This is a genomic window from Candidatus Defluviibacterium haderslevense, assembly GCA_016712225.1.
GTDB lineage: Bacteria > Bacteroidota > Bacteroidia > Chitinophagales > Saprospiraceae > Vicinibacter > Vicinibacter haderslevensis.
Genome location: JADJRL010000003.1, coordinates 2,607,651 through 2,630,572 on the forward strand (window position 1 = coordinate 2,607,651; position 22,922 = coordinate 2,630,572).

Genomic DNA, 22,922 nt, shown 5'->3' on the forward strand with positions numbered 1-22,922 from the left:
GGTAAACGTAAAAAAAGATATATGGCTTAAAATGAAAGGTATTTGCTTTTTGAAATTAATGGTAAAAAAGAATGTTGGTCATAAATTTATTGTTGGATTATTCATATTTGTATGTATACTTTTAATACAGTGTAATGAAGATTGTTTAATAATAAAGTATCCAGTGCGATTAATGGATGCAAAACTTTGTATTCCCTATATTTCAAATTGTCGTGTTAAAATAAGTTCCTGTGATGATTTTGAGGGAGAATATTGCAATTATCATGTAGATTCTTGCAATGACCTTTTCATTGAAATAAAATTATCATTTTATATGGGAAATTTGGTTTGTTCCAAAAATAATATGGATGAGAGTTTAACCGAATTAAATGAAGAAAATTATGAATTCTATAATCCAATGTATGATTATTGTGACGAAAACTATAATTTGGAATATGAAAAATATATAGACAATTCAAATTGCTCTAAAGGTATTAAAATATGGCAGAGAAATGTTAATCGTTCCAGGGCAGTAATATGGATGCACCGAGACAATTATATTGCAAGTATATTCATTAGTTTTAAGCATTCTGAAATAAATAAAATCAAAAAATTGTTCAACAAAATTAAAATAATATATTAGTTTGAAACATAGGAAAAGTAAATTAATGTCCCCCAATGCAGCTTAAATTATGAGCCAGCTAAAAATAAATAAAAATATAGTTTCCTCTTTTGTCCTGAGTTTGAAAAATTTGCATTGTATGCCTTGTTTTAAATTGGTATTAATTGCATTATTAGGTATATGTTGTAATAAGCAAAATAAAATAACTAATTCTCAAATTATCAACAATTGTGAGTTAATTAATTCAATTCCAATTTGTACTGATTTGAAAACTATATTTGGCGCAGAATGGTTACTGTATTATGAAAAAAATCCATTATATATAATTCAGTTTGAGGATTCAGCACTTGCAAAATTTTATATACCAAAATCCAGCGATTCAATAAATACTGAAATTAGATTTCTTTATTGCACTCATTTAATAAAAGATATAAATGCCCAATATCCTTCAAAAGATTTAACTTCTCAAGCAGCCTATTCAGAATTTGGCAATCATGGATTGGTTGTTAATTATATTGATACTTCAAATAATCGAGACATTACATTAAGCTATATATATGTAAATCAAGATTCTCTAAAACTAATTTCAGGTGCAATATATTTCAAAGACTTCCAACTAATAATTTATGTGTTTACACATTCTAGTGAAACTTTTTCAGTTAACAAACTTCAAGATTTTTATTGTTTCATCAATAGTTTTAATATTACTAAATACGGTATTTCGCCTCCCGATTGTAGACCAATGTTTAAAACCGAAAGAGAATATTTGAACTATTTATATGGACCAAATAATATTTATAGGAGAAAGGAAAAGTAAACAGTCGATCATCGCAGTTTTCAACTGCGATGCCGCTAGAACTATTTTTGAAGCTTAGATAGCATCCAAAAATAAATTAAAAAAATAGTTTTAAAATAAATTAAAAGGCTAACTTTGTCATATGACATTAACTGGTAAGGTTCATACAGGTAAAGTTGATTTTAAAGTTGTGTATTTTTTAGGGTTTTTAATGGCCCTCATACAGTTTTTTTCTAAAAACAAACAACGTTATAATGTCTTAGTGATTTTGTCCTGTATTATGCAGTTATTTTGTTGCAATTCAGTAGATAACCCTGTAAATAATATTAGAATTGAAAAAGTTGAAATATTGAAGGGGTATTTTAGAAAAAATTATCCTTTTGCTATAAATTTTAGATTTGATACCATTAATGAATATCATTTTTTATTAAGAAATGAAAAATCAAGAATCAATCTGGTAATTCCTGAATATTTTAATTTAAAAAATCGCATAATTAGTAAAAGAATAGTAGATAAATACGAGGGTGAACTTTCAACCTACTCTTTAAATACATCAATTACAAAATTTGAAATACAAAATAGCGAAAATATTTATTACAACGCAAAACTTTCCACTTGCGTGAACTATTTGGATGAATTATGTAAAATGAATGATTTTTTGCCAGGGAGAAATTACATGCGTAAAGGTGACAAAGAAATATTGTTTACAACTGGCCTGATTAAAATTGGAGATACTTATATAAGTTCATCCGTTTTAAATGATACAATAGACAATTTTATGGTATTTATTTATAAATCGTTCAATATGTCCAATAATCAAAGATTAGAAATTGAAATTCGTACAAATGACTCGATAAAAATTTATAACAAAACAAAATATTATGAATACTATCAGACATTATTTAATAAATATTTACCTAATAATTATCTACCTTATTTATAGTTAAAACTTTGGAGTTTAACCTTATTATATAAAATGTACTATTGTTACCAAATGTCAAAATTGAGTCAAAATTATAATTCAAACGATAAAGGACCTAATATTATGAATACTATTCCGTTAAAATAAAAACAATATGATATAATTTATGCAATTTATTAAATTCATTAGAATAAAAATCAGATCGCTATCTACATGAAAGGATTACTTTCGTTTATTTACTTTAATATGTTACTCATTCACATTAATTGTAACAAATCAATATCTGATGCAGATATTATTAACCAAAAGATGGAAATTTTACAAAAGGAAGATGTTATAAATTATCCATTCCCTACACATAAATTAATTAATTTGTATTCGGAATTTAGATTCAAAATATTTAATAATTCTCTAACATACATCTTGATAATTCCTGATAATTTTAATCACAATTTAATTAATACTGATAGTCTTAAAAATACTGGACAAGAAGATCTTTTTCCACCCTCATCTTTTAATTCATCAATTAAAAGAATATCATTAATAGGAGATCGAGATAGTTATTTCAAAGCACATTTGTTTGATTGCGAGAGAGTGATCTCTGATTTATGTCAATTGATTCTTGATTCTTCCCCCAATTACATGGTAAACCGGGAGATATATTGCCGTCTGTTATTTTCCACAGGTATATTAAAAACTCAAAATAAATATATTAATTCACATATTTTAGAAGATACAATGAATTGTTCTTTAAAATATAGATTTACTTCAGTTAATTTGTCTAATAACATGAAAATAAATATTGAAATAGGCTCAAAACATTCGCTGGATTTGAACGAAATAAAGTTACATTACTATTATTTTCAAAATTTGTTTTTGAAACACTTAGCTGAAAATTGATTTAATTTGACAGACTAACAAAGTATTTCATTTTTTTTGAAATATTTAAATTAATTTATTTTGTTGAGTTAAAGCTCTAAAAACATTTAAAAACACTCGATCGTCGCAGTTTTCAATTGCGATGCTACGAATACCATTTTTGAAGCCTAAATAGCATCGAAGTCAAAGACTTCGACGATCGTAGGAGAAGTGAGATTGCTATTTTTAAAAAATAACATTAAGCAATTTATGAAACTATCGTTTGAATATAACTATCATGAATTTGTAAATTCTAAAACTTTGAAAAGCATGGCAATATGTCTAGTTGGTTTAGACGTTTTGTCATAGAGGAAAAATATTCTGTTAAGACTTATATCATGTATATTATTTTAAATAATGTTTAAAATATTTATAATCAATTCAATGAGTGTAAATATTGTACAATAGCCTCATAAGAATTGGAATTCAATTAATTAGATGGCACAGGTCTTGAACTAAGGACCTTTACAGGTAATCTTTTATAAATTAACTAATAAGGCTGTCAAGGAGGCATATTCCTTAAACAGTTATAAATAACAGAAAAATGACGATAAATCCAATATATTTTAATGAAGGGCTTAATGAGGATCCGGAAATGATTCCTTTCGTAGCGGTAGCTGAAGACGAAGAACCATCAAAAGATGAAAACTTCGAAGACATACTACCCGTAATGCCTCTTAAGAATACCATTTTGTTTCCTGGAGTGATTATTCCAATCACTGTGGGCCGAAATAAATCTATGAAGGCGGTTTCCAAGGCTTATGAAAAAAACAAATTCATTGCGGTATTGACACAACGGGATAGCAGAACGGAAGATCCAACATTTAAAGATCTGTACGAGACTGGAACAATAGCCAGAATCGTGAAATTATTAACCATGCCTGATGGCACACAAACGGTCATTCTTCAAGGGAGAAAACGTTTTACCATCAATGAACAGCTTAAGGAAGATCCCTTCTTGGAAGCTAAAGTTACTTTGAGATCTTATGTTGTGCCGGATAGAAAGTTGGAATATGACGCTATGATTAAATCCATTCAGGAGCAATCAAGAAGAATCATTGAATTGTCACCTCAGATTCCAAATGAAGCACAATTGATGTTGAAAAACATTAATAATGATCGATTTCTATTGAATTTTATTTCATCTAATTTGAATATTCCAATCGATCAAAAACAAGAATTATTAGAGACGGATAAATTATTCAATAAAGCTGAAACACTCATGGTTCATATGAGTGGAGAATTAAAATTATTAGAAGTCAAAGATCAAATTGAATCCAGAGTAAGAGGAAATTTAGAAAAACAACAACGCGATTATTTTCTCAACCAACAGTTAAAAACAATTCAGGAAGAGTTAGGTCAGGATCCACAGGAACAAGATGTCGAGGAACTTAAATTAAAAGCCGAAAAGAAAAAATGGATTCCATCAGTCAAGGAACATTTCGAAAAGGAACTTGGAAAATTGACTAGAATGAATCCGCAAGTTGCAGAATATTCTGTTCAAATGAATTACCTGAACTTGATGGTCGATTTACCATGGCAAGAATATACTGAAGATCAATATGATCTGGATAAAATAAAAAAGATCCTTGATAAGGACCATCACGGTCTTGATAAAGTGAAGGATAGAATTATAGAGCACCTGGCTGTACTCAAGCTCAAAGGTGATATGAAAGCACCCATACTTTGTTTGGTAGGTCCTCCTGGAGTAGGTAAAACATCACTTGGAAAATCTATTGCCAAAGCGCTGAATCGAAATTTCATCAGAATGTCACTTGGTGGATTGCATGATGAGTCAGAAATACGAGGACATCGCAAGACTTATATCGGAGCGATGCCTGGAAGAATCGTTCAGTCTATTAAAAAAGTTAAATCTGATAATCCAGTATTTATATTAGATGAGATTGATAAAATCGGAAAAGATTTTAGAGGGGATCCTTCATCCGCATTGTTGGAAGTATTAGATCCGGAACAAAATTCTACATTTCATGATAATTATTTGGAATTAGAATATGACTTATCCAAAGTTTTGTTTATCGCCACTGCCAATTCATTGAGCACCATCCAACCTGCTTTATTGGATAGAATGGAAATTATTGAATTGCAAGGCTATTCTACTGAGGAGAAAAAAGATATTGCAATAAAACATCTAGTTCCCCAACAATTAGAAGAACACGGATTAAAGTCTAAGCAGGTTAAACTAAGTGAGGACTTTATTGAGCGCATCATAGAAGATTATACCCGAGAATCAGGTGTCAGATCACTGAATCGGCAATTGGCATCGGTGATGCGTCGTGCTGCACGCAAGGTTGCTATGGAAAAAGCCAAAACCGTTTCTTTTAAATCTTCTGATCTCAAAGATATCCTTGGCGTACAGCGATACAACAATGACCAATATCAAGAAAATTTACCTGCTGGTGTTGCGATTGGTTTAGCATGGACCCGAGTAGGTGGAGATATATTATATATAGAAACTACATTATCAAAAGGCAAAGGAAAATTAACTTTAACTGGTAATTTAGGTGATGTGATGAAAGAGTCAGCATCAACTGCATTGAGTTTTATCAAATCTCATACGGCGGAACTTGACATCGATCCTGATTTTTTTGAAAATAATGATCTTCATGTACATGTACCTGAAGGTGCCATTCCTAAAGACGGACCATCCGCGGGGATTACTATGTTAAGTGCAATAGCCTCATCTATTAAGAAGAAACCCATCAGACCATTTTTGGCCATGACCGGTGAAATTACATTGCGCGGAAAAGTATTACCTGTCGGTGGTATTAAGGAAAAAGTTTTAGCTGCTAAAAGAGCAGGATTGAAAACGATTATGCTGTGTATTGAAAATAAAGATCACATCGATGAGATTCCAGCTGATCATTTAAAGGGAATGGAATTTATTTATGTAAAAGATATGCAGGAAGTATTGCATCATGCGTTAGGTATTTCTGCTTTTTGATATTCGATAATTTGTAACTAATCAAGTAACAACAATAAGGGTTGTTTATGTCCTATTTTTTGCAAAAAAAATCATCCATAAATTTCACCAAAGACAATTAACATTTTCTATATTTAACGGATAGTATCCGTCTGCAAATAGATTACCCAAACTGGTTATTGATTTGAATAATTCCTATAGTTTTATTTAGATATGTATCCATTCTAATTCTGAACGAAATTTTAAAATCGATACTTCAAGGAGACGTTCAAGTGATCCAATTTTTTATATGCAATACCGAAAGCAGATGAATTAGGACTTGGCGAAGATGTATTGGGAACGGCCTGTTGCTGAGCTTTTGTATTTTGAAATCCATAAGCATAATCCAGTCCGATTCCCCAAGAATTATTGATGTAATAATCAGCACCTATCAATAGAAAATAATCGATAGGTTGGGCTCTCCAATGTTGAATTGTTTTGGAATTGTATTGAATAAAATCATTGCCTTGGTTTGAAGATAATTGGTTTAATGAAATATTTAATTTAGTGCCTATGTGTCCTTTCCAATGACGATTGAAGGTATAAGAATAATAAATTGGAATTTGGAATTGGAATAGATATTTTTTGTAAATCACTTGAAAAGAATCTGAAGTTTGTTTTGAATTTTTAAATGCATCTTCAAAAACTTTCAATTCGTTTTGAGCAAAGTTATTGATGATATAATTTAATGGTTCATTTTGTGCTCCGTCAAAAACCAAGAAATTATTTTTTTGGACATTTAAACCAGGATTTACAACAATGCTATGATTATTATGAAGAGGTATGTTTATAAAAAGACCCGAATTGAAGCTTAATTGATGTAGTTGTGTGTATGTATTAAAACCCAATTGAATTCCGAATTGAATTTTTGGTTTTGATTTATTTATTGTGCTCGGTAAAATATCAAGAGCGATTTTAGCAGAAGGTAAAAAGCGAGAATTGTTGTTCGATGAAGTTAATTCAACAGTCTTCATGGGTAAAATATGCCATTCAAAATTTGATCTGTTTTCTAATGGTTGGATGGCCACAGTTACAATGCTATCATAGGTCAAGGATTTGGTAAATGTGTTATGCGTTTCATTATAGGAATTTAACAAAGCATTATTTTGGCTTGCACTCTGGCGATCTTTGTTCAGACCTGTTTTTGATATTTGACCCGCTTGTCTTGAATTATTTTTTTCGGAATAAATATTATCTGTCGTCCCTGAATGGTTCTTGAGATTTGAGTGACCAGATGGTTTTGCATTTTCGTTTGAATGATAGGCTATGATTGCTTTTGAATTGAGATTTGTATTTTTATTAATGGTTTCAATGTTTTTATTATCGTTAATTACATTTGAAGTGGACAAGTATTTGTAAGTAATGCTTGAACCAATAACTAAGGGTATCCATAACCAAAGCCAAACCAATCTTTTAGATTTTTTAACAGGCATTTTCTGATCGAGCAAAGCATGCATTTTTGTCCAGCCTTCATGTTCCAAATCGGTGATATGATTATTCATGGTTCATTTTAATTTTGTGTTGTAATAATTCGCGCGCCTGCGAAATATGCCATTTGGATGTGCCAATACTTATATTTAGTTTTTCTGCGATTTCATGATGCGAATATCCTTCGTTAGCAAATAATGAAAATGCCCGGGCAGTAGCAGGAGGTAATTGATGAATGAGTGAATCCAGATCTTCTTTAAAAAGTTTTTCTAAAGTAAAATCATGATGTTCAGCATCGTTGTGTTCAAGTTCAATATTTGGTTTAGTCCTTTGTTTTGTTTTTATTTCTGAAATCATAACATGGTAGATGACGGTTCGAATCCAACCTGCTAAACTACCTTCATGTCTGAATAATTGAATTTTTTGAAAAACCCTCAGAAATCCAGAATTGAGAATTTCCATAGCATCTTCTTCATTGGAGCAATAAAAGTGTACCATTTGAAACATTGGACTAAAGTGTTGTTTATACAATTGTTCCTGGGCAATACGATCATTGGCTATACAACCTTTGATGACATCTTCCTCTGAACGAATGGGTTTATTCATGAATAATACCTATGGGTTAAATTTGTATCCCAATTCTAAATATAAATCGTTTATAGTTGTAAAAATACTGATCTTTTATTTCACTCCATGGATAAGTTACTTTATAGTTTGTTTTTTGCATTTGCAAACCCACATCCAGACATACATTAAAGTGTTTTTTACCCCCAAATCGAATCCCTAAGGCAGGATGTAACATTAAACCTCCATTTAAATCATATAAGTTATTCTTATTTGAAGTTGAAGCAAACCCATAGCCTGCAGCCACAGTCCCATAATATGCTGTTTGTTTTCCATAGAAATAAGATCTTATTTCTGAATAAATCGGAAAAAAATTAATGGGAATATCCTGTGCGTAATGATTCATGCCTAGGCCTATTCCTAATCCAAAATATCTTGAGTACATATATCCAAAGAGTGTGTTGAATCCAGCACCCACAGCAACTTCATTGTATTCATTACTTCCACCAAAAGCACTTAGATAATTAATTTGGTACCAACCTTTTTCTTTAAATAGATAAGGTGCGACTTGTCGTATTTTAGGATAGTCTTCTAATTGGATGATTTTTTTTATTGTGGATATGGGAATACTAAGTAGTATTCCTTCTCTAAGTAGAATGTTTAAACTCGAATCTGAATATTGAAGAATCTGTCCGACATATATTGAACCTTCCTTAATATAGACTTTACTTAAAAATGGTTCTTGTTTACTTTCTTGAGCCATTAGTGAACCTAAAGACATCCATAGTATAAGCAATATGTATTTCATATTATTTTATTAATTCAGGTAATGATTTTTTCAATAAATCAAAGTAATCATTTATTTCATGAGGAATTTCAAAGGGATCTACAAACCACTTTCTATTCTGGTTACCATTATTTATTTGCAAATAAAAGGCTCCTTGATCAACGCAATCAGGACAACCATACGTGGACTTACTATTCTTGAGAAGAAACTCCGGGAAATTTTTTTCGAGCTCAAAAGCGATATTGTATTCTTCAATGCTTAAAGGTGTTTTGGAAAAATTTATTTCACGATCATATGGAAAATAATTTTCTTGATCCGGATAGAGTTTGTTATTCTCAATTTTATAAATTGTGGAACAATTTGTATTACATTCTCCGGCAAGGAAACCAAAAATAAAAGAGTTGTCTTTATCAGCTTCTTTTTGGCATGCACAAAATATAATGATTGTGAAAAACATTGAACCAAATATTTTTAATGGATACATTTGAAACTATTGTTTTAATAGGCTTGACAATTGTTTTAAATGTCCTGGTACAGTAGCATCATATTGAAATATTCCAGCTTCGGTCACTAATATAATGACTGAACTATTTTCCAGTGCAATGAGATCGTAAGGGTTGAGATGCGTGACTTGTTCAATCAAATGAATGTCGTCAATATTTTTTGCATTAAATGCTTTTAGATTTTTATCACAGATGTACAATGTTTGATTCAACATGGTTAGACCATATGGATTTTCCAAGGGGTACGTTTTTAAAAGTTTGGGATTAAAAATGTCCTTGACATCTACAACATCTAATTGATTGGTATAACCTCCACAGGCGGTACCACCGTGTAAGGTTACATATGCTATATCATCCTGAACGATAACCGGATCACATGATCTAAAATGTTCCATTTTGCCGGCAAGGGTTGGTGTGGCTGGATTTATTAAAGTATAGATGTACATACCTGAAGTGGAACCTATAAATAGATTATTATTATACGGAAAAATGGTTTCAATATTCCAGCCAATTTGAATTTTAGAATTTAAAACAGGGCATTGTTGTTCTACATTAAAGCTATACAAATGGCTTAAATCTATAGTATATAAAAAGTTTTCTGTAGCTGTGAATTTTGCAAATGAACCGCCAATTCCTGAGATACCCGTGAAGCTAGGTGAATTACTATTAGGACCTGACCTTTTACTGTCACTTGAAGAAAAGATCACATCTCCTTCCCAATAAATTTCTCTACCATAATATTCTGAATTGCATGGAATTTCGACCGTTGTTTTATTCTGAATATAATCCACCAAAATACCATTTAGGGGATCGACTAATATTGGTGAAAAAACATTTTCATTTCTACAAATTATTTTAGGATTTGTTGGATCTGATATATCAATGCTTAATAAGTCTATATAGTTGTCCGCATACAGGATATTATTATGAACGGACATATCCACATTTCCGGGAATTTCGATAAAGTTTATTTTAATGGGATGCGCTGGATCTGTGTTATCAAAAATGTGAATTCCGACTTTTATTTCATTGACCAATAGAAGTGACCCATAAACATAAATTTTTCCTGGGTGATTTAATTCATGAGTTGCATTTAATTTTACACTCAAACGGATGTCAGAAGTCGTCATATAGACCGGATCGTATCTAAAGTAAGTTCTTTTGAGGTTGCAATCGTCTTTGAAGCAAGAACTGAATGTTAGGGTTACACAAAATGTTAGCGATAAAAGAAGGCGAGTTGTATGTTTCATAATTAATATTTTATTTATAATACTTGTATAGACTGATCAGTTCATATAAATGGTTGGGTATAGATTATAAAAATTCCTAAAAAATTCATAATTTAAGCTAATGGGCTAAAACCAACCATAGTTATTGAGGTTTATAATATGTGACTTTAGATCTCATTTTAAGTTTTGAATTACCAGTATACTGAGTTATTTTTGCGACCTAAATATAAAATTATGAATATTTTTCCTCGATTTGATCAATTTGAACATAGACATATAGGAAGTTTGGGCTCCGATTTGGGCATCATGTTGCGTACAATAGGGGTTGCAAGTTTAGACCAATTGATAGAGCAAACGGTCCCTGCATCGATACGACGTAAAGACAAAATGGCCATTCCACCTGCTCAATCCGAGTTTGATTTTTTGAATGATTTACAAAAATTAGCTGACGAAAACGAGCTGTATCGAAGCTTTTTGGGTCAAGGATATTACGGTTCTATAACACCTAATGTCATTTTGAGGAATGTATTCCAGAATCCGGGTTGGTATACACAATACACACCCTATCAGGCTGAAATAGCTCAAGGCAGACTTGAGGCTTTATTAAACTTTCAGACCATGATCTCAGATCTAACAGGACTGCCTATTGCGAATGCTTCCCTTTTGGATGAGGGCACGGCTGCAGCAGAAGCGATGCTTATGTTTTACCATTCTAAAGAAAAACGAAATAAAGAAGAATCGCCCAATTTATTTTTTGTAGATGAACAAGTCTATGACCAAACCATTGATGTCTTAAAATCAAGAGCATGGCCACAAGGAATAGTACTTAAAATTGGAAATTGGAGAACTGATGAATTACCAGCTAATTGTTTTGGAGCTTTAATTCAGTATCCGGATAAATTAGGTGAAGTATCAGATTATAGCCAATTCATTGAAAAAGCTAAATCAGCAGGTGTATTGGTAGCCATGGCAACGGATTTAATGGCCTTATGTTTACTCAAATCACCAGGAGAATTGGGAGTGGACATTGCCCTAGGAAATAGTCAGCGATTTGGTGTTCCAATGGGATTTGGAGGTCCTCATGCGGCATTTTTTGCAACAAGAGATGAATTTAAAAGGATCATTCCAGGTCGTATCATTGGAGTGTCAATAGATGAACAAGGCGATCGAGCCCTTAGAATGGCTTTACAAACCAGAGAGCAACATATTCGCAGAGAAAAAGCCACTTCAAATATCTGTACCGCTCAAGCCTTATTGGCAATCATGGCATCCATGTATGGAGTTTATCACGGACCTGCAGGAATTTACGCTATTTCGAGGCGCATACATGACATGACCTGTAGTCTTGCCAATGCTTTAGTATCTATGGATTATAAGTTAAAAACGGAACATTTCTACGACGCGATATCCATAAAGGCGGATCATGATTTAATCCAAGAAGTTAAAAAATTAGCAAAGGCAGAAAAACTTAATTTCTGGTATTCAAAAGATTGTATTGGAATCAGTTTAGATGAAACGGTCACTGAAGAAGAATTAACGAGCATTCTTCATTTGTTCTCTAAAACTTCGAATAAACAACAATCTGCTATGATTATGCCCCCTACAAAGTTGGGATTTCCTAGCAGTTTGATTCGTACTTCAGAATATCTAACACACCCCGTATTCAATACCCATCATACGGAATCAGCTATGATGCGTTATATTAAACGATTGGAAAATAAAGATTTATCATTAGTACACTCCATGATTTCTTTAGGCTCATGTACTATGAAGCTGAATGCGGCATCAGAATTAATACCTGTGAGTTGGCCGGGTTTCAGCAATGTACATCCATTCGTACCGGCGGAACAAGTCAAAGGGTATTTAAAAATGATCCATGAATTAGAAGCTTATTTATGTTCAGTGACTGGTTTTACGGCTTGCTCATTACAACCCAATTCAGGTGCACAGGGTGAATTTGCTGGATTATTGACGATAAAGGCATACCATGAGCATCATGGGAATCCTAAGCGAAACATTGCTTTGATACCAGCATCAGCACATGGAACCAATCCTGCGTCTGCAGTGGTAGCAGGAATGCATGTTGTCGTTACGGCATGTGATGACAATGGTAATATCATCGTTCAGGATATACTGGATAAAGCCAATGAATACAAGGACCAATTGGCCTGTTTAATGGTTACTTATCCATCAACACATGGTGTTTTTGAAACCACTATCCAGGAAATTTGTCAAATCATACATGAACACGGGGGATTGGTTTATATGGACGGTGCCAATATGAATGCTCAAGTAGGTTTAACTAGTCCTGCAACTATTGGGGCAGATGTTTGTCATCTTAATCTGCATAAAACATTTGCCATTCCACATGGTGGCGGAGGACCTGGTATGGGACCAATCTGTGTAAATGATAAACTTAAACCTTTCTTACCAAACCATCCTTATTTGACCGTTAATGATTCGAAAACAGCTGTTGCTGCTGTTTCTGCGGCCCCATATGGTTCAGCGAGTATTTTGATTATCTCTTATGCTTATATCAGGATGTTGGGTGCAGAAGGTATGACTAAATCAACTAAGCACGCCATTTTGAATGCCAATTATATAGCTGCTAAACTGTCGCCTAAATATAAAGTACTTTATACCGGCGAAAACGGTCGAGTTGCCCATGAATTGATTATTGATTTGCGCCCTTATAAAACGGCCGGAGTCATTGCTGAGGATGTAGCTAAGCGATTGATGGATTATGGATTTCATGCACCGACATTGTCTTTTCCTGTTGCAGGTACCATAATGATTGAGCCTACCGAGTCTGAAAATCTGGATGAACTGGATCGATTTTGCGATGCCTTGCTTTCCATCCATGAAGAAATAGATGAAGTGGCTCGTGGAGAATATCCTGTTGAAAACAGTGTATTGCATAATGCGCCTCATACAGCTAATGTAATTACGGCTGATGAATGGACAAAACCTTATTCAAGACAAAAAGCAGCTTATCCATTGCCATATTTGAAACATGGAATGAAATTCTGGCCAGCAATAGGTAGGGTAAACAATGCTTTTGGAGATCGTAATTTGGTTTGTACTTGTCCGCCTATGGAATCCTATATGTCGGATTCTAATGATCTTTAATCGAGCCTATCATTATATGTTTAAAGCCGAACATTGTATCAACATTTTCAATCAAGCTATAGAAGATTACCATCGGTTTGATGATGTTGATGCAATATTGGTTTTACCAGAATTTAATTCAATACAGGACCAAGAACTCTATAAAAAATGTTGGATTGACACGGTCCAATGGCACTTAGAAGATATCATTCGAATACCTTCATTATCTGCTGATAAATTTATTGAAACAAAGCGTAGAATTGATGTCTCTAATCAATGGAGAACAGATATGGTAGAACGTATTGATCAATGGTTTGTAGATCAATACCTTTCGGTTAAAGTGCTACCAAATGCCCGAATGAATACTGAAACACCAGCATGGGCAATAGATCGTTTATCCATATTGTGCTTAAAAATATACCATATGCGCGAACAAGTGGAACGAATTGATTCAACAATGGAACAGGTGGATCAATGCAAAACCAAACTTGATATATTGATGATGCAGCAAGAAGATTTGGTACAAAGTTTAAATGCTCTGATCGAAGAAATTTCACAAGGAAAAACATTAATGAAGACCTATCAACAGATGAAAATGTATAATGATCCAAAGTTGAATCCACAGCTGTACGCGAAGCCATAAATATGAAAATTCTTGCGATACGATTTTCAGCTATGGGTGATGTTATATTAACCATGCCCGTATTGAAAGCCGTTCTACAAGCTCATCCAAAGTATCAAATAGATATATTAACGAGAAGATCGTTTCAAGTTTTTTTTAAGCACATTGAACGACTGAACATCAGAGAAGAAAATATTGATGTAGAATATCAATCGTTTGTAGGTCTGTTTAAATTATTTTTTAAATTAAGAAGTGAAAAGTATGATTTAGTAATTGATCTACATGGAAGTTTGAGATCAAGGATATTGTGTTTTTTGTTTCAATTATCGGGTGTAGCATATGCAACCATTGATAAGGGGCGTACTGATAAAAAAAAATTATTGGGAAATATAGGGTCCAGAACATTACCCCTGAAACATACCATAGAACGATATGCAGATGTATTTCGAAAATGTAATATTCCAGTTGACATAGAGCATTTAAATCAATCTGGTTTTAAATCTTCACAAGTTGAAAAAAATCAAATAGAGAAAACTATTAACGAAAATTTTTGGGAGTCATCTATTAAAATTGGTATAGCTCCTTTCTCACAACACCAACTCAAATCCTGGCCAATTGAACGTATTCAAAAATTAATTGATTGCTTGGTTCAAGAATACCAACAACGAATCCAAATATTTTTATTTGGTGGAGGGCATTCTGAAATGAAGATTTTATCGACGCTACGGAATTTGAATTCAGAATCCATTCATATTGCAGGAGATTTGTTTAATTTGGCAGAACAAATTGAGTTTATGAATCATTTGGATTTGATGATCACTATGGATTCTGCGAATTTGCACTTGGCAAATCTTACTCAATGTAAAAATGTTATTTCTTTATGGGGTCCAACACATACCTATTTGGGATTTGGTCCATTGGTACCTTATAAGAATGTCATTATTGAAATTTCTACTTCGAAATTAATTTGTCGTCCTTGTTCGGTTTATGGAAATATTCCTTGTTCGCGAGGAGATCACGCTTGTATGGAATGGATTTCGGTTGATAGTGTTTTGGAAAAAGTAAAATCTGTATTGTCCATATCCAATGAAAAATAAATGATATATCGAAACATAAAATATAACAATAATAAAAAAAACCACTTGAAATGAACAAGTGGTTTTTTATTCTATTAGGGGTCTACTATTTTTTTGAATTGAATCCCAATGATATTCCGATTCGTGGACTATCTTTTTTCAACATGGCATAAGCGTTAACAGGGAAATTTACATTGCCACTTCTGAAAGATTTTCCTAAAGCAATTAATAATCCACCTTCGATCCCAAACTCACCACGTCGATCTATTTCTTTAGAGACATTGCCATTATTGTCAAGATCATTTTTGGCAAGTACCCATTTACCGTTTTCATCATAGTAACCTAGACTTCGTTTGGTTACGACTAAACTTGGACCAATGGAAAATTCAAAACCGGTTTTATTGGATCGAACACCATGGAGAAAGGTAACACTTGGAATAAACAAACCATGTTCAATACCTGAAATATTGGGTATAACTTCAAACAAGCCTTGAATATTTCCTTTGTTCATATAAGCAATTTCAAATTGGTATCCAAATTGGGATAATATGGGTATAGCTGCCATTCCACCTTGGTTTTCTGGTCTTCTAATGGATTTTCCATCAGGACCAAGTGTCATACTAAATCCAAATCTGGGACCGCTTAAATTCAACTTTTTTATTTGTGGATTATTCAGATTGTTTTCAATGGTTTGTTCTGTAGTCAGTTGCTTGAATTGAAATTCATTATAAGGGAGATCATACATTTTTTTAATGGTAAGTTCAACCATCAGAGCAATTTGATCTTCTACAGGTAAGAATTCCATACTAAAATTTTTCTCGATGACATTTGATTTAATGTCAAGTACTCGGAAAGAAGTATAGATTTTGTTTCCGAACATTTCTACACTTCCGGACATGATTTTATCAAGTCCAACTAATACGCCAACTTGTGTAAGACATTGTTTACTTAGACAGGTATTGAGTACGATGTTTTTTTCAGTACAAGCAAATTCAATATCATGTCTGCTTTGTACATCAAAAAGGTTAATTTTTTTAAGTTCATACATACAGATGGTTGCGAGGTTAGAGGGATCTGTCCTGATTCCTTTTGCTTCGACACCGCCTACAGTAATGGATGGAAGTGAAACGGCCATTAATTTTGGATTTAGAATAAATGTTGCTAAAAGTGTAATTAATACATAATGTAGTGTTTTCATTTTTAAAATTTTTTTGATTAACAATGAAGCAAAGGTATTAGGCCGAGGAGGGGGTATTTTACCTAATTTGTAGAATGACATATATTTTTTTCTATAATATGATAGCAATTCAAAAAGTACAAAATCGAAGGATTATAGGAACTAAGACATTTGATGTAAAGCTGTAGTGGTAAATGGTTTAGTTGATTACATTGCAGTTGAAAACTGTGACTGTCGAGGTTAGGTTGTAATCGTGTCGGAGTAAATGATTGAGTTGATGGCATCGCAGTTGAAAACTGCGACGATCGACATTGGAATGAAAACGGCGACGATCAGAGAGATATTATTTAATCAATTCGACCAAAAGTCGTTCTGATACCATAGAACTGAATATTTCAGTGGGGTGATTTTTATAACTGACGGTTATACTGTGGTCGAATGGTTCGATGGTATGTAATTTTAATGTGGTACCTAATGAAAGTTCCTTGCTATTTAAAAATTTAAGAAAATCTGTGGAGGAATGGGTGAGAGCAACTAATTTTAATTTATTTCCTACCTGACATTCACTTAATTTGACATAAGATTTCCAAATCATTTTTCCATTTTTATCCGGGATTGGAGATCCATGAGGGTCTATGGTAGGATTGTTTAAGAATTCATCCATCCGTTCAAAAAATGCTGGAGAATTGATATGTTCTATTTGTTCTGCGATATCATGAACTTCTTCCCAACCAAAATTCATGATTTCGACGAGAAACATCTCAGTCAAACGGTGTTTTCTAATGATGAGTGCAGCTTCTTTCTTTCCCTTAGAAGTAAGTTGCAAAGGTTTATACTTCTCATACAATAAGAGGCCTTTGTCATGCAGTTTTTTAACCATACTATTGGCTGTAGGGGTGCTAACCTGCAAGGATTTACTTAAATCTGAAAGGTTGATTTCACCTTGATCATTACCAAGTAAGAATAGGGATTTGAGGTAATTCTCTTCAGTAGGAGAGGACATAATGATGAATTATGAAACAAAGATAAAAACAATATTGAAATTATTTTGTTAGATTGATCTAACATTTTATATTTGTGCGTCTAATAATGTCATTTAAAATCAGATAATTTATTTGACTTATATAAATGTCTTTAATCATAGGAAAAGTTATGGATCACATTTCAGGAAAATCACTTAGTGAGGTAAATGCAACGGTTGAGACCAACAAACGCAAGGGATGGCGCAGGTTTTTTGCATTTATGGGCCCGGCTTATTTAGTTAGTGTAGGATATATGGATCCCGGAAATTGGGCGACGGACATTGCCGGGGGTTCCCAATTCGGTTATAAGCTCATCTGGGTATTATTAATGTCAAATCTAATTGCGTTGCTGCTACAATCCTTAAGCGCCAGACTTGGAATAGTGCGGGGTTTGGATTTGGCTCAAGCTTCAAAGAATGCTTATCCGCGGTGGGCGAATATTCCATTATGGATACTTGCAGAAATAGCTATTATAGCGTGTGATCTTGCTGAAATAGTAGGTATGGCCATTGGCTTGAATTTATTGTTTGGATTACCATTGATTTGGGGAATACTTATTACCGTTTTTGATACTATAGTGTTGTTGTTTTTGATGAAACGGGGAATGCGATATATGGAAATATTTATTATTTCATTAGTCTTCATTATCGGTCTGTCTTTTCTAATTGAGATGTTTATTGTCAAGCCTGGTTTTATAGATGTCATGGGTGGGTTTATTCCTTCGAGTTTGGATGGCAGTGCGCTATACATCGCGATCGGAATAATTGGTGCAACGGTGATGCCACATAATTTGTATTTGCATTCTTCGCTGGTCCAGACCAGAAAATTTGAAGCCAATCCAGAAGGTATGCGTAAGGCGATAAAATTTAATTTTTTTGATACGGTTATTGCATTAAATATTGCTTTTTTGGTAAATGCTTCCATTTTAATTTTAGCTGCAACTGCATTTTATGTGAATGGTTATTTTAAAGTAGCTGAAATTCAGGATGCATCACATTTGTTAGACCAGTTATTTGGTCAAGCGGCACCGACATTATTTGCCATAGCTTTAATTGCAGCTGGTCAAAGTTCTACAATCACCGGAACATTGGCAGGTCAGATCGTAATGGAAGGTCACCTTAATCTTAGGATTCAACCCTGGCTCAGAAGAATCATTACTAGACTTTTGGCTATCATTCCTGCATTTTCAACCATATTATTTTTTGGAGAAGATGCATTAGGAGGACTGTTGGTACTGAGTCAGGTGGTATTAAGTTTACAATTGGGATTTGCCATTATTCCACTGATTCATTTGAATTCAGATAAAAAAACGATGCAAGGATTTGCGATAAAGCCATGGGTAAAAATTCTAGCTTGGGCAAGTGCTATTATAATCATTTCTTTAAATATTAATTTGGTCATCAAAACGATATCAGGGTGGATTGCTGATGCAGGGGGACATCAATTATTGATTTACTTACTCGTGATCCCACTTACTCTTGCTTGTTTTTCTCTATTGGTTTACATATTCGTTCAGCCCTTCTTTAAAAAGGACAAGCAGGATAAAAAACTATTACCACATGGGCATGCTATTCGGTTGTTAAATGAGGATTTAATTCAATACAAAAACATTGGCATTGCTATTGATTTTTCGGGCAATGATCAAAAGTTAATTTCTAGTGCACTACATCAAGGAGGACGCGATGCCCATTTTACCTTTATACATGTCGTTGAAACAGCAGGTGCCAGCTATCATGGATTGAATGTAAGAGATAAGGAATCCTTGTTAGATGAAGAAAATCTGAATCAGTATGTACAAGCTTTAGCGGAACTCAATTATGTCGCTGATTACCAAATTGGTTTTGGAAATCCAGCTAGTGCAATAGCTAAAATTGTGCTTGAAACAAAGATTGATTTTTTGATCGTAGGTTCACACGGGCACAAGGGATTTAAGGATATTTTGTTTGGAACTACTATAGATGCGTTAAGGCATAAACTGAATATTCCAATTTTAATTGTGTGATAAAATATTTATAAGTATATCTTCTGCACTCATTTACATTGCGAAAGAAATTTCAGAAGATAAGTTTACAGCTTGCTCTCTTCCTTGTTATTTTGCATTTTGTTTTTCCAAGGTGGTTCAAAATAATAAGCGAATTTTAATCCATACATATCCACTTTGGCATCCAATAAGGGTCCAACCATTATATGTGGATTAAAAAATTTCTCATAATATATTGTCATTTCATATTTCTTGAATAATCGGATTCCCAATTTGTACTGCCAAGAAAATTGACTCCGTTCCCAAAATTCAGAAAAATTCCTTCCAATTCCACTGCCTTCGAAATCCCTTATCTTACTTTCATTGATCAAATATTGATATCTTCCTGTAATATAGTACAGATAATTTAAGCCAATACCAAGGCTTACTGCATTTTTAAAAAAGGACAAATTAAATTCTAATGGAATTTTTATGAGCACATCATTCAATTTATACCGAACAGTGGTACAAGAATCTCTTAACCAACAACTGTCTCGCATGTCTGTAGTAAACATTGCTCCATAAGCTTGTTGTTTGTTTTGATAGTAATCGAAAAACAATCCGGATCTCATGTTTATAAAATTATTGACATTATATTTTATACCATAACCTGCATTCAAATTAAAATGATTAGATATTGAATAGGTAATCCTATTGTCAATAATATTTCTGGTGTATCTTCCATCTTTAATTATTTCGTATTTAGTTTTTGCATAGCCTAATTGCAAACAATTTTCTATCCTCTGAACTTGCCCTTGCAAGTCATTCATAATACATACAAAGTTTATTAATAAAACAGCTGATAAAGATTTCATTTGGTATGATAATTTAATTTAAATGATGGACCGATACTCATGGCATAGCCTTTTGGTTTATGGGCAGGATTATTTGAAAAATAAGGATAATCATAAGCTTTGAAATAGTGGTTCCATTTAATGCCTACTTTAAACTTAAACCATTTATTCTTAAGTAATTGGTAATCCACTTCTGTAATTATACCAGGCCTTAATATATTTAATTCTTGAGAATAAGATATATCATAGGAACCAATTAAAGATCTTCCTTTCCATATTGAATATTGCTGATATTTGCCAGCAATAATTTCAAGTTGTTTACTTATAATAAAACCTAAATTAAAATCAAAATAATTATTTTGTACTAATCTGACATTTATTCTTGAAAACTGAATATTGTATTCATTGGAATATTCACTGAAAGCCCCATAATGATATTTACCATCCTTCAAAGATCTTGTTTTACTATTTCTTTGCCCTTTTAATGAGCGTGTAAAACCTACATGAACACTATATTTATTTTTAAAATTACAGCCCAGATATAAACCATGATTATAACCAAAAATTCCTTTTTCAGGTGCTTCATCTCCAAAAATTAATACATTCGTAACCGAGTATTTGTTTCCATAAAAGTCCTTAATATTTGTTTTTGTAAAAGCAGGATTAGCTATTAGTTCAACTGAAAATTGGATTTTCTGTGCAATAATTGTTGGGTTAAGCAATGGAGTCAAAATAATAAAGATATATATTTGGATTCTCATATAAAATTATGTTTAATATACTATTATAAATTCGCCGCTAAATCTTTTGGAAGTAGAGCAATTATCCAATTCGAGAACCCAGGTATACTCGCCACTAGGGGCCCAATACTTAATTCCAAATAGGCCTTCCAATTTCAGATCCCAACATACAAATTCTTCTGCGGGTATAATATAATCACATTCAGGAACATTATAAGTCCACTCAAATGCACTTCCCCATCTTGCATAGATACGAAGTTTAATTTGCTTTGAATTAAATGTACAAGGATTCATACCAGATAATGCTGTGATGCAAAATACTCTATTTTTTGGTTCTATTGCATTTGGACTTACTACATTCGGTGCAGCAACTTGTGGAATATCCCCTGTATAACATTTTTTATCAACTTCAAATTGCTTTATACTTGAAAAAAGAACTTTTTAATTGGACCCAGATAATCTGGCTGCCAACATAAATGAGCCAAAATCATTTATTGAAATTTTTGTATTTCCTTAATATACTATTTTAGATTGTTTGTTTTGATAGTAATCAAAAAACAATCCGGATCTCATGTTTATAAAATTATTGACATTATATTTTATACCATAACCTGCATTCAAATTAAAATGATTAGATATTGAATAGGTAATCCTATTGTCAATGATATTACTGGTGTATCTTCCATCTTTAATTATTTCGTATTTAGTTTTTGCATAGCCTAATTGTAAACAATTTTCTATTCTCTGAACTTGCCCTTGCAAGTCATTCATAATACATACAAAGTTTATTAATAAAACAGCCGATAAAGATTTCATTTGGTATGATAATTTAATTTAAATGATGGACCAATACTCATGGCATAACATGTTGGTTTATGGGCAGGATTATTTGAAAAATAAGGATAATCATAAGCTTTGAAATAGTGGTTCCATTTAATGCCTACTTTAAACTTAAACAATTTATTCTTAAGTAACTGGTAATCCACTTCTGTAATTATACCAGGCCTTATAATATTTAATTTTTGTGAATATGATATTGAGTATGAACCTAATAAAGGCCTGCCTTTCCATGGTGTGTATTGTTCATATTGACCAGCTATTATTTCAATTTGTTTACTAATAATAAAACCTATATTAAAATCAAAATATTTCATTTTTAGCATTTTAAAATTAATCCTTGATAATTGAAAATAAAATTCATTAGAATACTCACTGTATTTCCCAAAATGATATGTTCCGTCTTGGTTCGATTTTATCTTGCTATTCCTTTGACCTTTTAATGATCTGGTATATCCCAATTGGAAGCTATATTTATTTTTCAGATTCAACCCAAAATTGATTCCATTATTATATCCAAGAATTCCCTTTACTGGTGGATACTTGTTAAAAATTAAAGTATTAGTAGTTGAACTGAACGGACCATAAAAGTCTTTAATATTTGTTTTTGTAAAAGCAGGATTAGCTATTAGCTCAACTGAAAATTGGATTTTCTGAGCATTAGTTGTTGTGATGAGAAATGAAGATAGAATAGTATTGAAAAGTAAATGGATTCTCAAATTAACCTATATTTAATAAACTAACGTAAATACTTCGATATATATTTTGGAATAAGAACAATTCTCCAATTCGAAAGTC

20 protein-coding genes are annotated in these 22,922 nt (G+C 32.5%); 8 read left to right on the forward strand and 12 right to left on the reverse strand.

The annotated features are described in order from the left end of the window. The first annotated feature begins 31 nt into the window (after positions 1-31). The 4 genes from IPK88_10255 (at position 32) to lon (ending at position 6,199) form a co-directional block, all read left to right on the forward strand. A complete protein-coding gene (locus IPK88_10255) occupies positions 32-622 on the forward strand; it encodes a hypothetical protein (protein MBK8243796.1) in 591 nt (196 codons plus the stop codon). Between the two features lie 244 nt (positions 623-866). After that, the gene (locus tag IPK88_10260; GenBank protein ID MBK8243797.1) at positions 867-1,418 is read left to right on the forward strand and encodes a hypothetical protein; all 552 of its coding nucleotides are present in this window, start codon (positions 867-869) and stop codon (positions 1,416-1,418) included. A 121-nt stretch (positions 1,419-1,539) separates the two neighbouring features. Further along, positions 1,540-2,340 carry a hypothetical protein gene (locus IPK88_10265; GenBank protein ID MBK8243798.1) on the forward strand — a complete coding sequence of 267 codons (801 nt, stop codon included), beginning with the start codon at positions 1,540-1,542 and terminating at the stop codon, positions 2,338-2,340. Positions 2,341-3,781: 1,441 nt separating this feature from the next. Further along, complete coding sequence (lon, locus tag IPK88_10270) at positions 3,782-6,199, forward strand: endopeptidase La (protein ID MBK8243799.1); 2,418 nt, start codon at positions 3,782-3,784, stop codon at positions 6,197-6,199. A 221-nt stretch (positions 6,200-6,420) separates the two neighbouring features. Here the strand turns inward: lon and IPK88_10275 are convergent, their stop codons facing one another. From IPK88_10275 to IPK88_10295, 5 genes are read right to left on the reverse strand one after another with little or no spacing between them, the layout of a single operon-like run. Further along, entirely contained in the window at positions 6,421-7,719 is a 1,299-nt protein-coding gene (locus tag IPK88_10275; protein ID MBK8243800.1) for an outer membrane beta-barrel protein, read from the reverse strand. After that, positions 7,712-8,251 (reverse strand): sigma-70 family RNA polymerase sigma factor, encoded by a 540-nt coding sequence (locus IPK88_10280; protein ID MBK8243801.1) that lies wholly within the window; start codon positions 8,249-8,251, stop codon positions 7,712-7,714. The genes IPK88_10275 and IPK88_10280 overlap by 8 nt, the downstream gene beginning before the upstream one ends. A gap of 16 nt (positions 8,252-8,267) precedes the next feature. Next, on the reverse strand, positions 8,268-9,017 hold the full coding sequence (locus IPK88_10285; protein MBK8243802.1) for a hypothetical protein: 750 nt from the start codon (positions 9,015-9,017) through the stop codon (positions 8,268-8,270). A gap of 1 nt (position 9,018) precedes the next feature. Further along, positions 9,019-9,453: a hypothetical protein gene (locus IPK88_10290; protein ID MBK8243803.1), complete on the reverse strand. Its 435-nt coding sequence runs from the start codon at positions 9,451-9,453 to the stop codon at positions 9,019-9,021. Positions 9,454-9,486: 33 nt separating this feature from the next. Beyond that, on the reverse strand, positions 9,487-10,749 hold the full coding sequence (locus IPK88_10295; GenBank protein MBK8243804.1) for a hypothetical protein: 1,263 nt from the start codon (positions 10,747-10,749) through the stop codon (positions 9,487-9,489). Positions 10,750-10,962: 213 nt separating this feature from the next. Between IPK88_10295 and gcvP the strand changes: the two genes are divergently transcribed. Genes gcvP through IPK88_10310 form a run of 3 tightly spaced genes read left to right on the forward strand, consistent with a single transcriptional unit; the run spans position 10,963 to position 15,555 of the window. Beyond that, positions 10,963-13,857 (forward strand): aminomethyl-transferring glycine dehydrogenase, encoded by a 2,895-nt coding sequence (gcvP, locus tag IPK88_10300; GenBank protein ID MBK8243805.1) that lies wholly within the window; start codon positions 10,963-10,965, stop codon positions 13,855-13,857. A gap of 16 nt (positions 13,858-13,873) precedes the next feature. Further along, entirely contained in the window at positions 13,874-14,479 is a 606-nt protein-coding gene (locus IPK88_10305) for a DUF4254 domain-containing protein (protein MBK8243806.1), read from the forward strand. A gap of 2 nt (positions 14,480-14,481) precedes the next feature. Beyond that, positions 14,482-15,555: a glycosyltransferase family 9 protein gene (locus IPK88_10310; GenBank protein MBK8243807.1), complete on the forward strand. Its 1,074-nt coding sequence runs from the start codon at positions 14,482-14,484 to the stop codon at positions 15,553-15,555. 85 nt (positions 15,556-15,640) lie between these two features. On the opposite strand, the gene IPK88_10315 is transcribed toward IPK88_10310, so the two are convergent. Continuing rightward, positions 15,641-16,732 carry a hypothetical protein gene (locus IPK88_10315; protein MBK8243808.1) on the reverse strand — a complete coding sequence of 364 codons (1,092 nt, stop codon included), beginning with the start codon at positions 16,730-16,732 and terminating at the stop codon, positions 15,641-15,643. Between the two features lie 322 nt (positions 16,733-17,054). Then, positions 17,055-17,714, reverse strand: a complete 660-nt coding sequence (locus tag IPK88_10320) for a metal-dependent transcriptional regulator (protein ID MBK8243809.1) — start codon at positions 17,712-17,714, stop codon at positions 17,055-17,057. 149 nt (positions 17,715-17,863) lie between these two features. On the opposite strand from IPK88_10320, the gene IPK88_10325 reads away from it, so the two are divergent. Further along, positions 17,864-19,735: an Nramp family divalent metal transporter gene (locus IPK88_10325; GenBank protein ID MBK8243810.1), complete on the forward strand. Its 1,872-nt coding sequence runs from the start codon at positions 17,864-17,866 to the stop codon at positions 19,733-19,735. A gap of 65 nt (positions 19,736-19,800) precedes the next feature. Here the strand turns inward: IPK88_10325 and IPK88_10330 are convergent, their stop codons facing one another. The 5 genes from IPK88_10330 to IPK88_10350 all read right to left on the reverse strand — a co-directional run bounded on the left by IPK88_10330 (position 19,801) and on the right by IPK88_10350 (position 22,843). Then, positions 19,801-20,568: an outer membrane beta-barrel protein gene (locus tag IPK88_10330; protein MBK8243811.1), complete on the reverse strand. Its 768-nt coding sequence runs from the start codon at positions 20,566-20,568 to the stop codon at positions 19,801-19,803. Continuing rightward, complete coding sequence (locus IPK88_10335) at positions 20,565-21,308, reverse strand: hypothetical protein (GenBank protein ID MBK8243812.1); 744 nt, start codon at positions 21,306-21,308, stop codon at positions 20,565-20,567. The genes IPK88_10330 and IPK88_10335 overlap by 4 nt, the downstream gene beginning before the upstream one ends. Positions 21,309-21,320: 12 nt before the next feature. Then, the gene (locus IPK88_10340; protein MBK8243813.1) at positions 21,321-21,581 is read right to left on the reverse strand and encodes a hypothetical protein; all 261 of its coding nucleotides are present in this window, start codon (positions 21,579-21,581) and stop codon (positions 21,321-21,323) included. Between the two features lie 219 nt (positions 21,582-21,800). Then, complete coding sequence (locus tag IPK88_10345) at positions 21,801-22,103, reverse strand: hypothetical protein (GenBank protein ID MBK8243814.1); 303 nt, start codon at positions 22,101-22,103, stop codon at positions 21,801-21,803. Then, positions 22,100-22,843: a hypothetical protein gene (locus IPK88_10350; GenBank protein ID MBK8243815.1), complete on the reverse strand. Its 744-nt coding sequence runs from the start codon at positions 22,841-22,843 to the stop codon at positions 22,100-22,102. Before IPK88_10350 ends, IPK88_10345 begins: the two co-directional genes overlap by 4 nt. Positions 22,844-22,922: the final 79 nt, after the last annotated feature.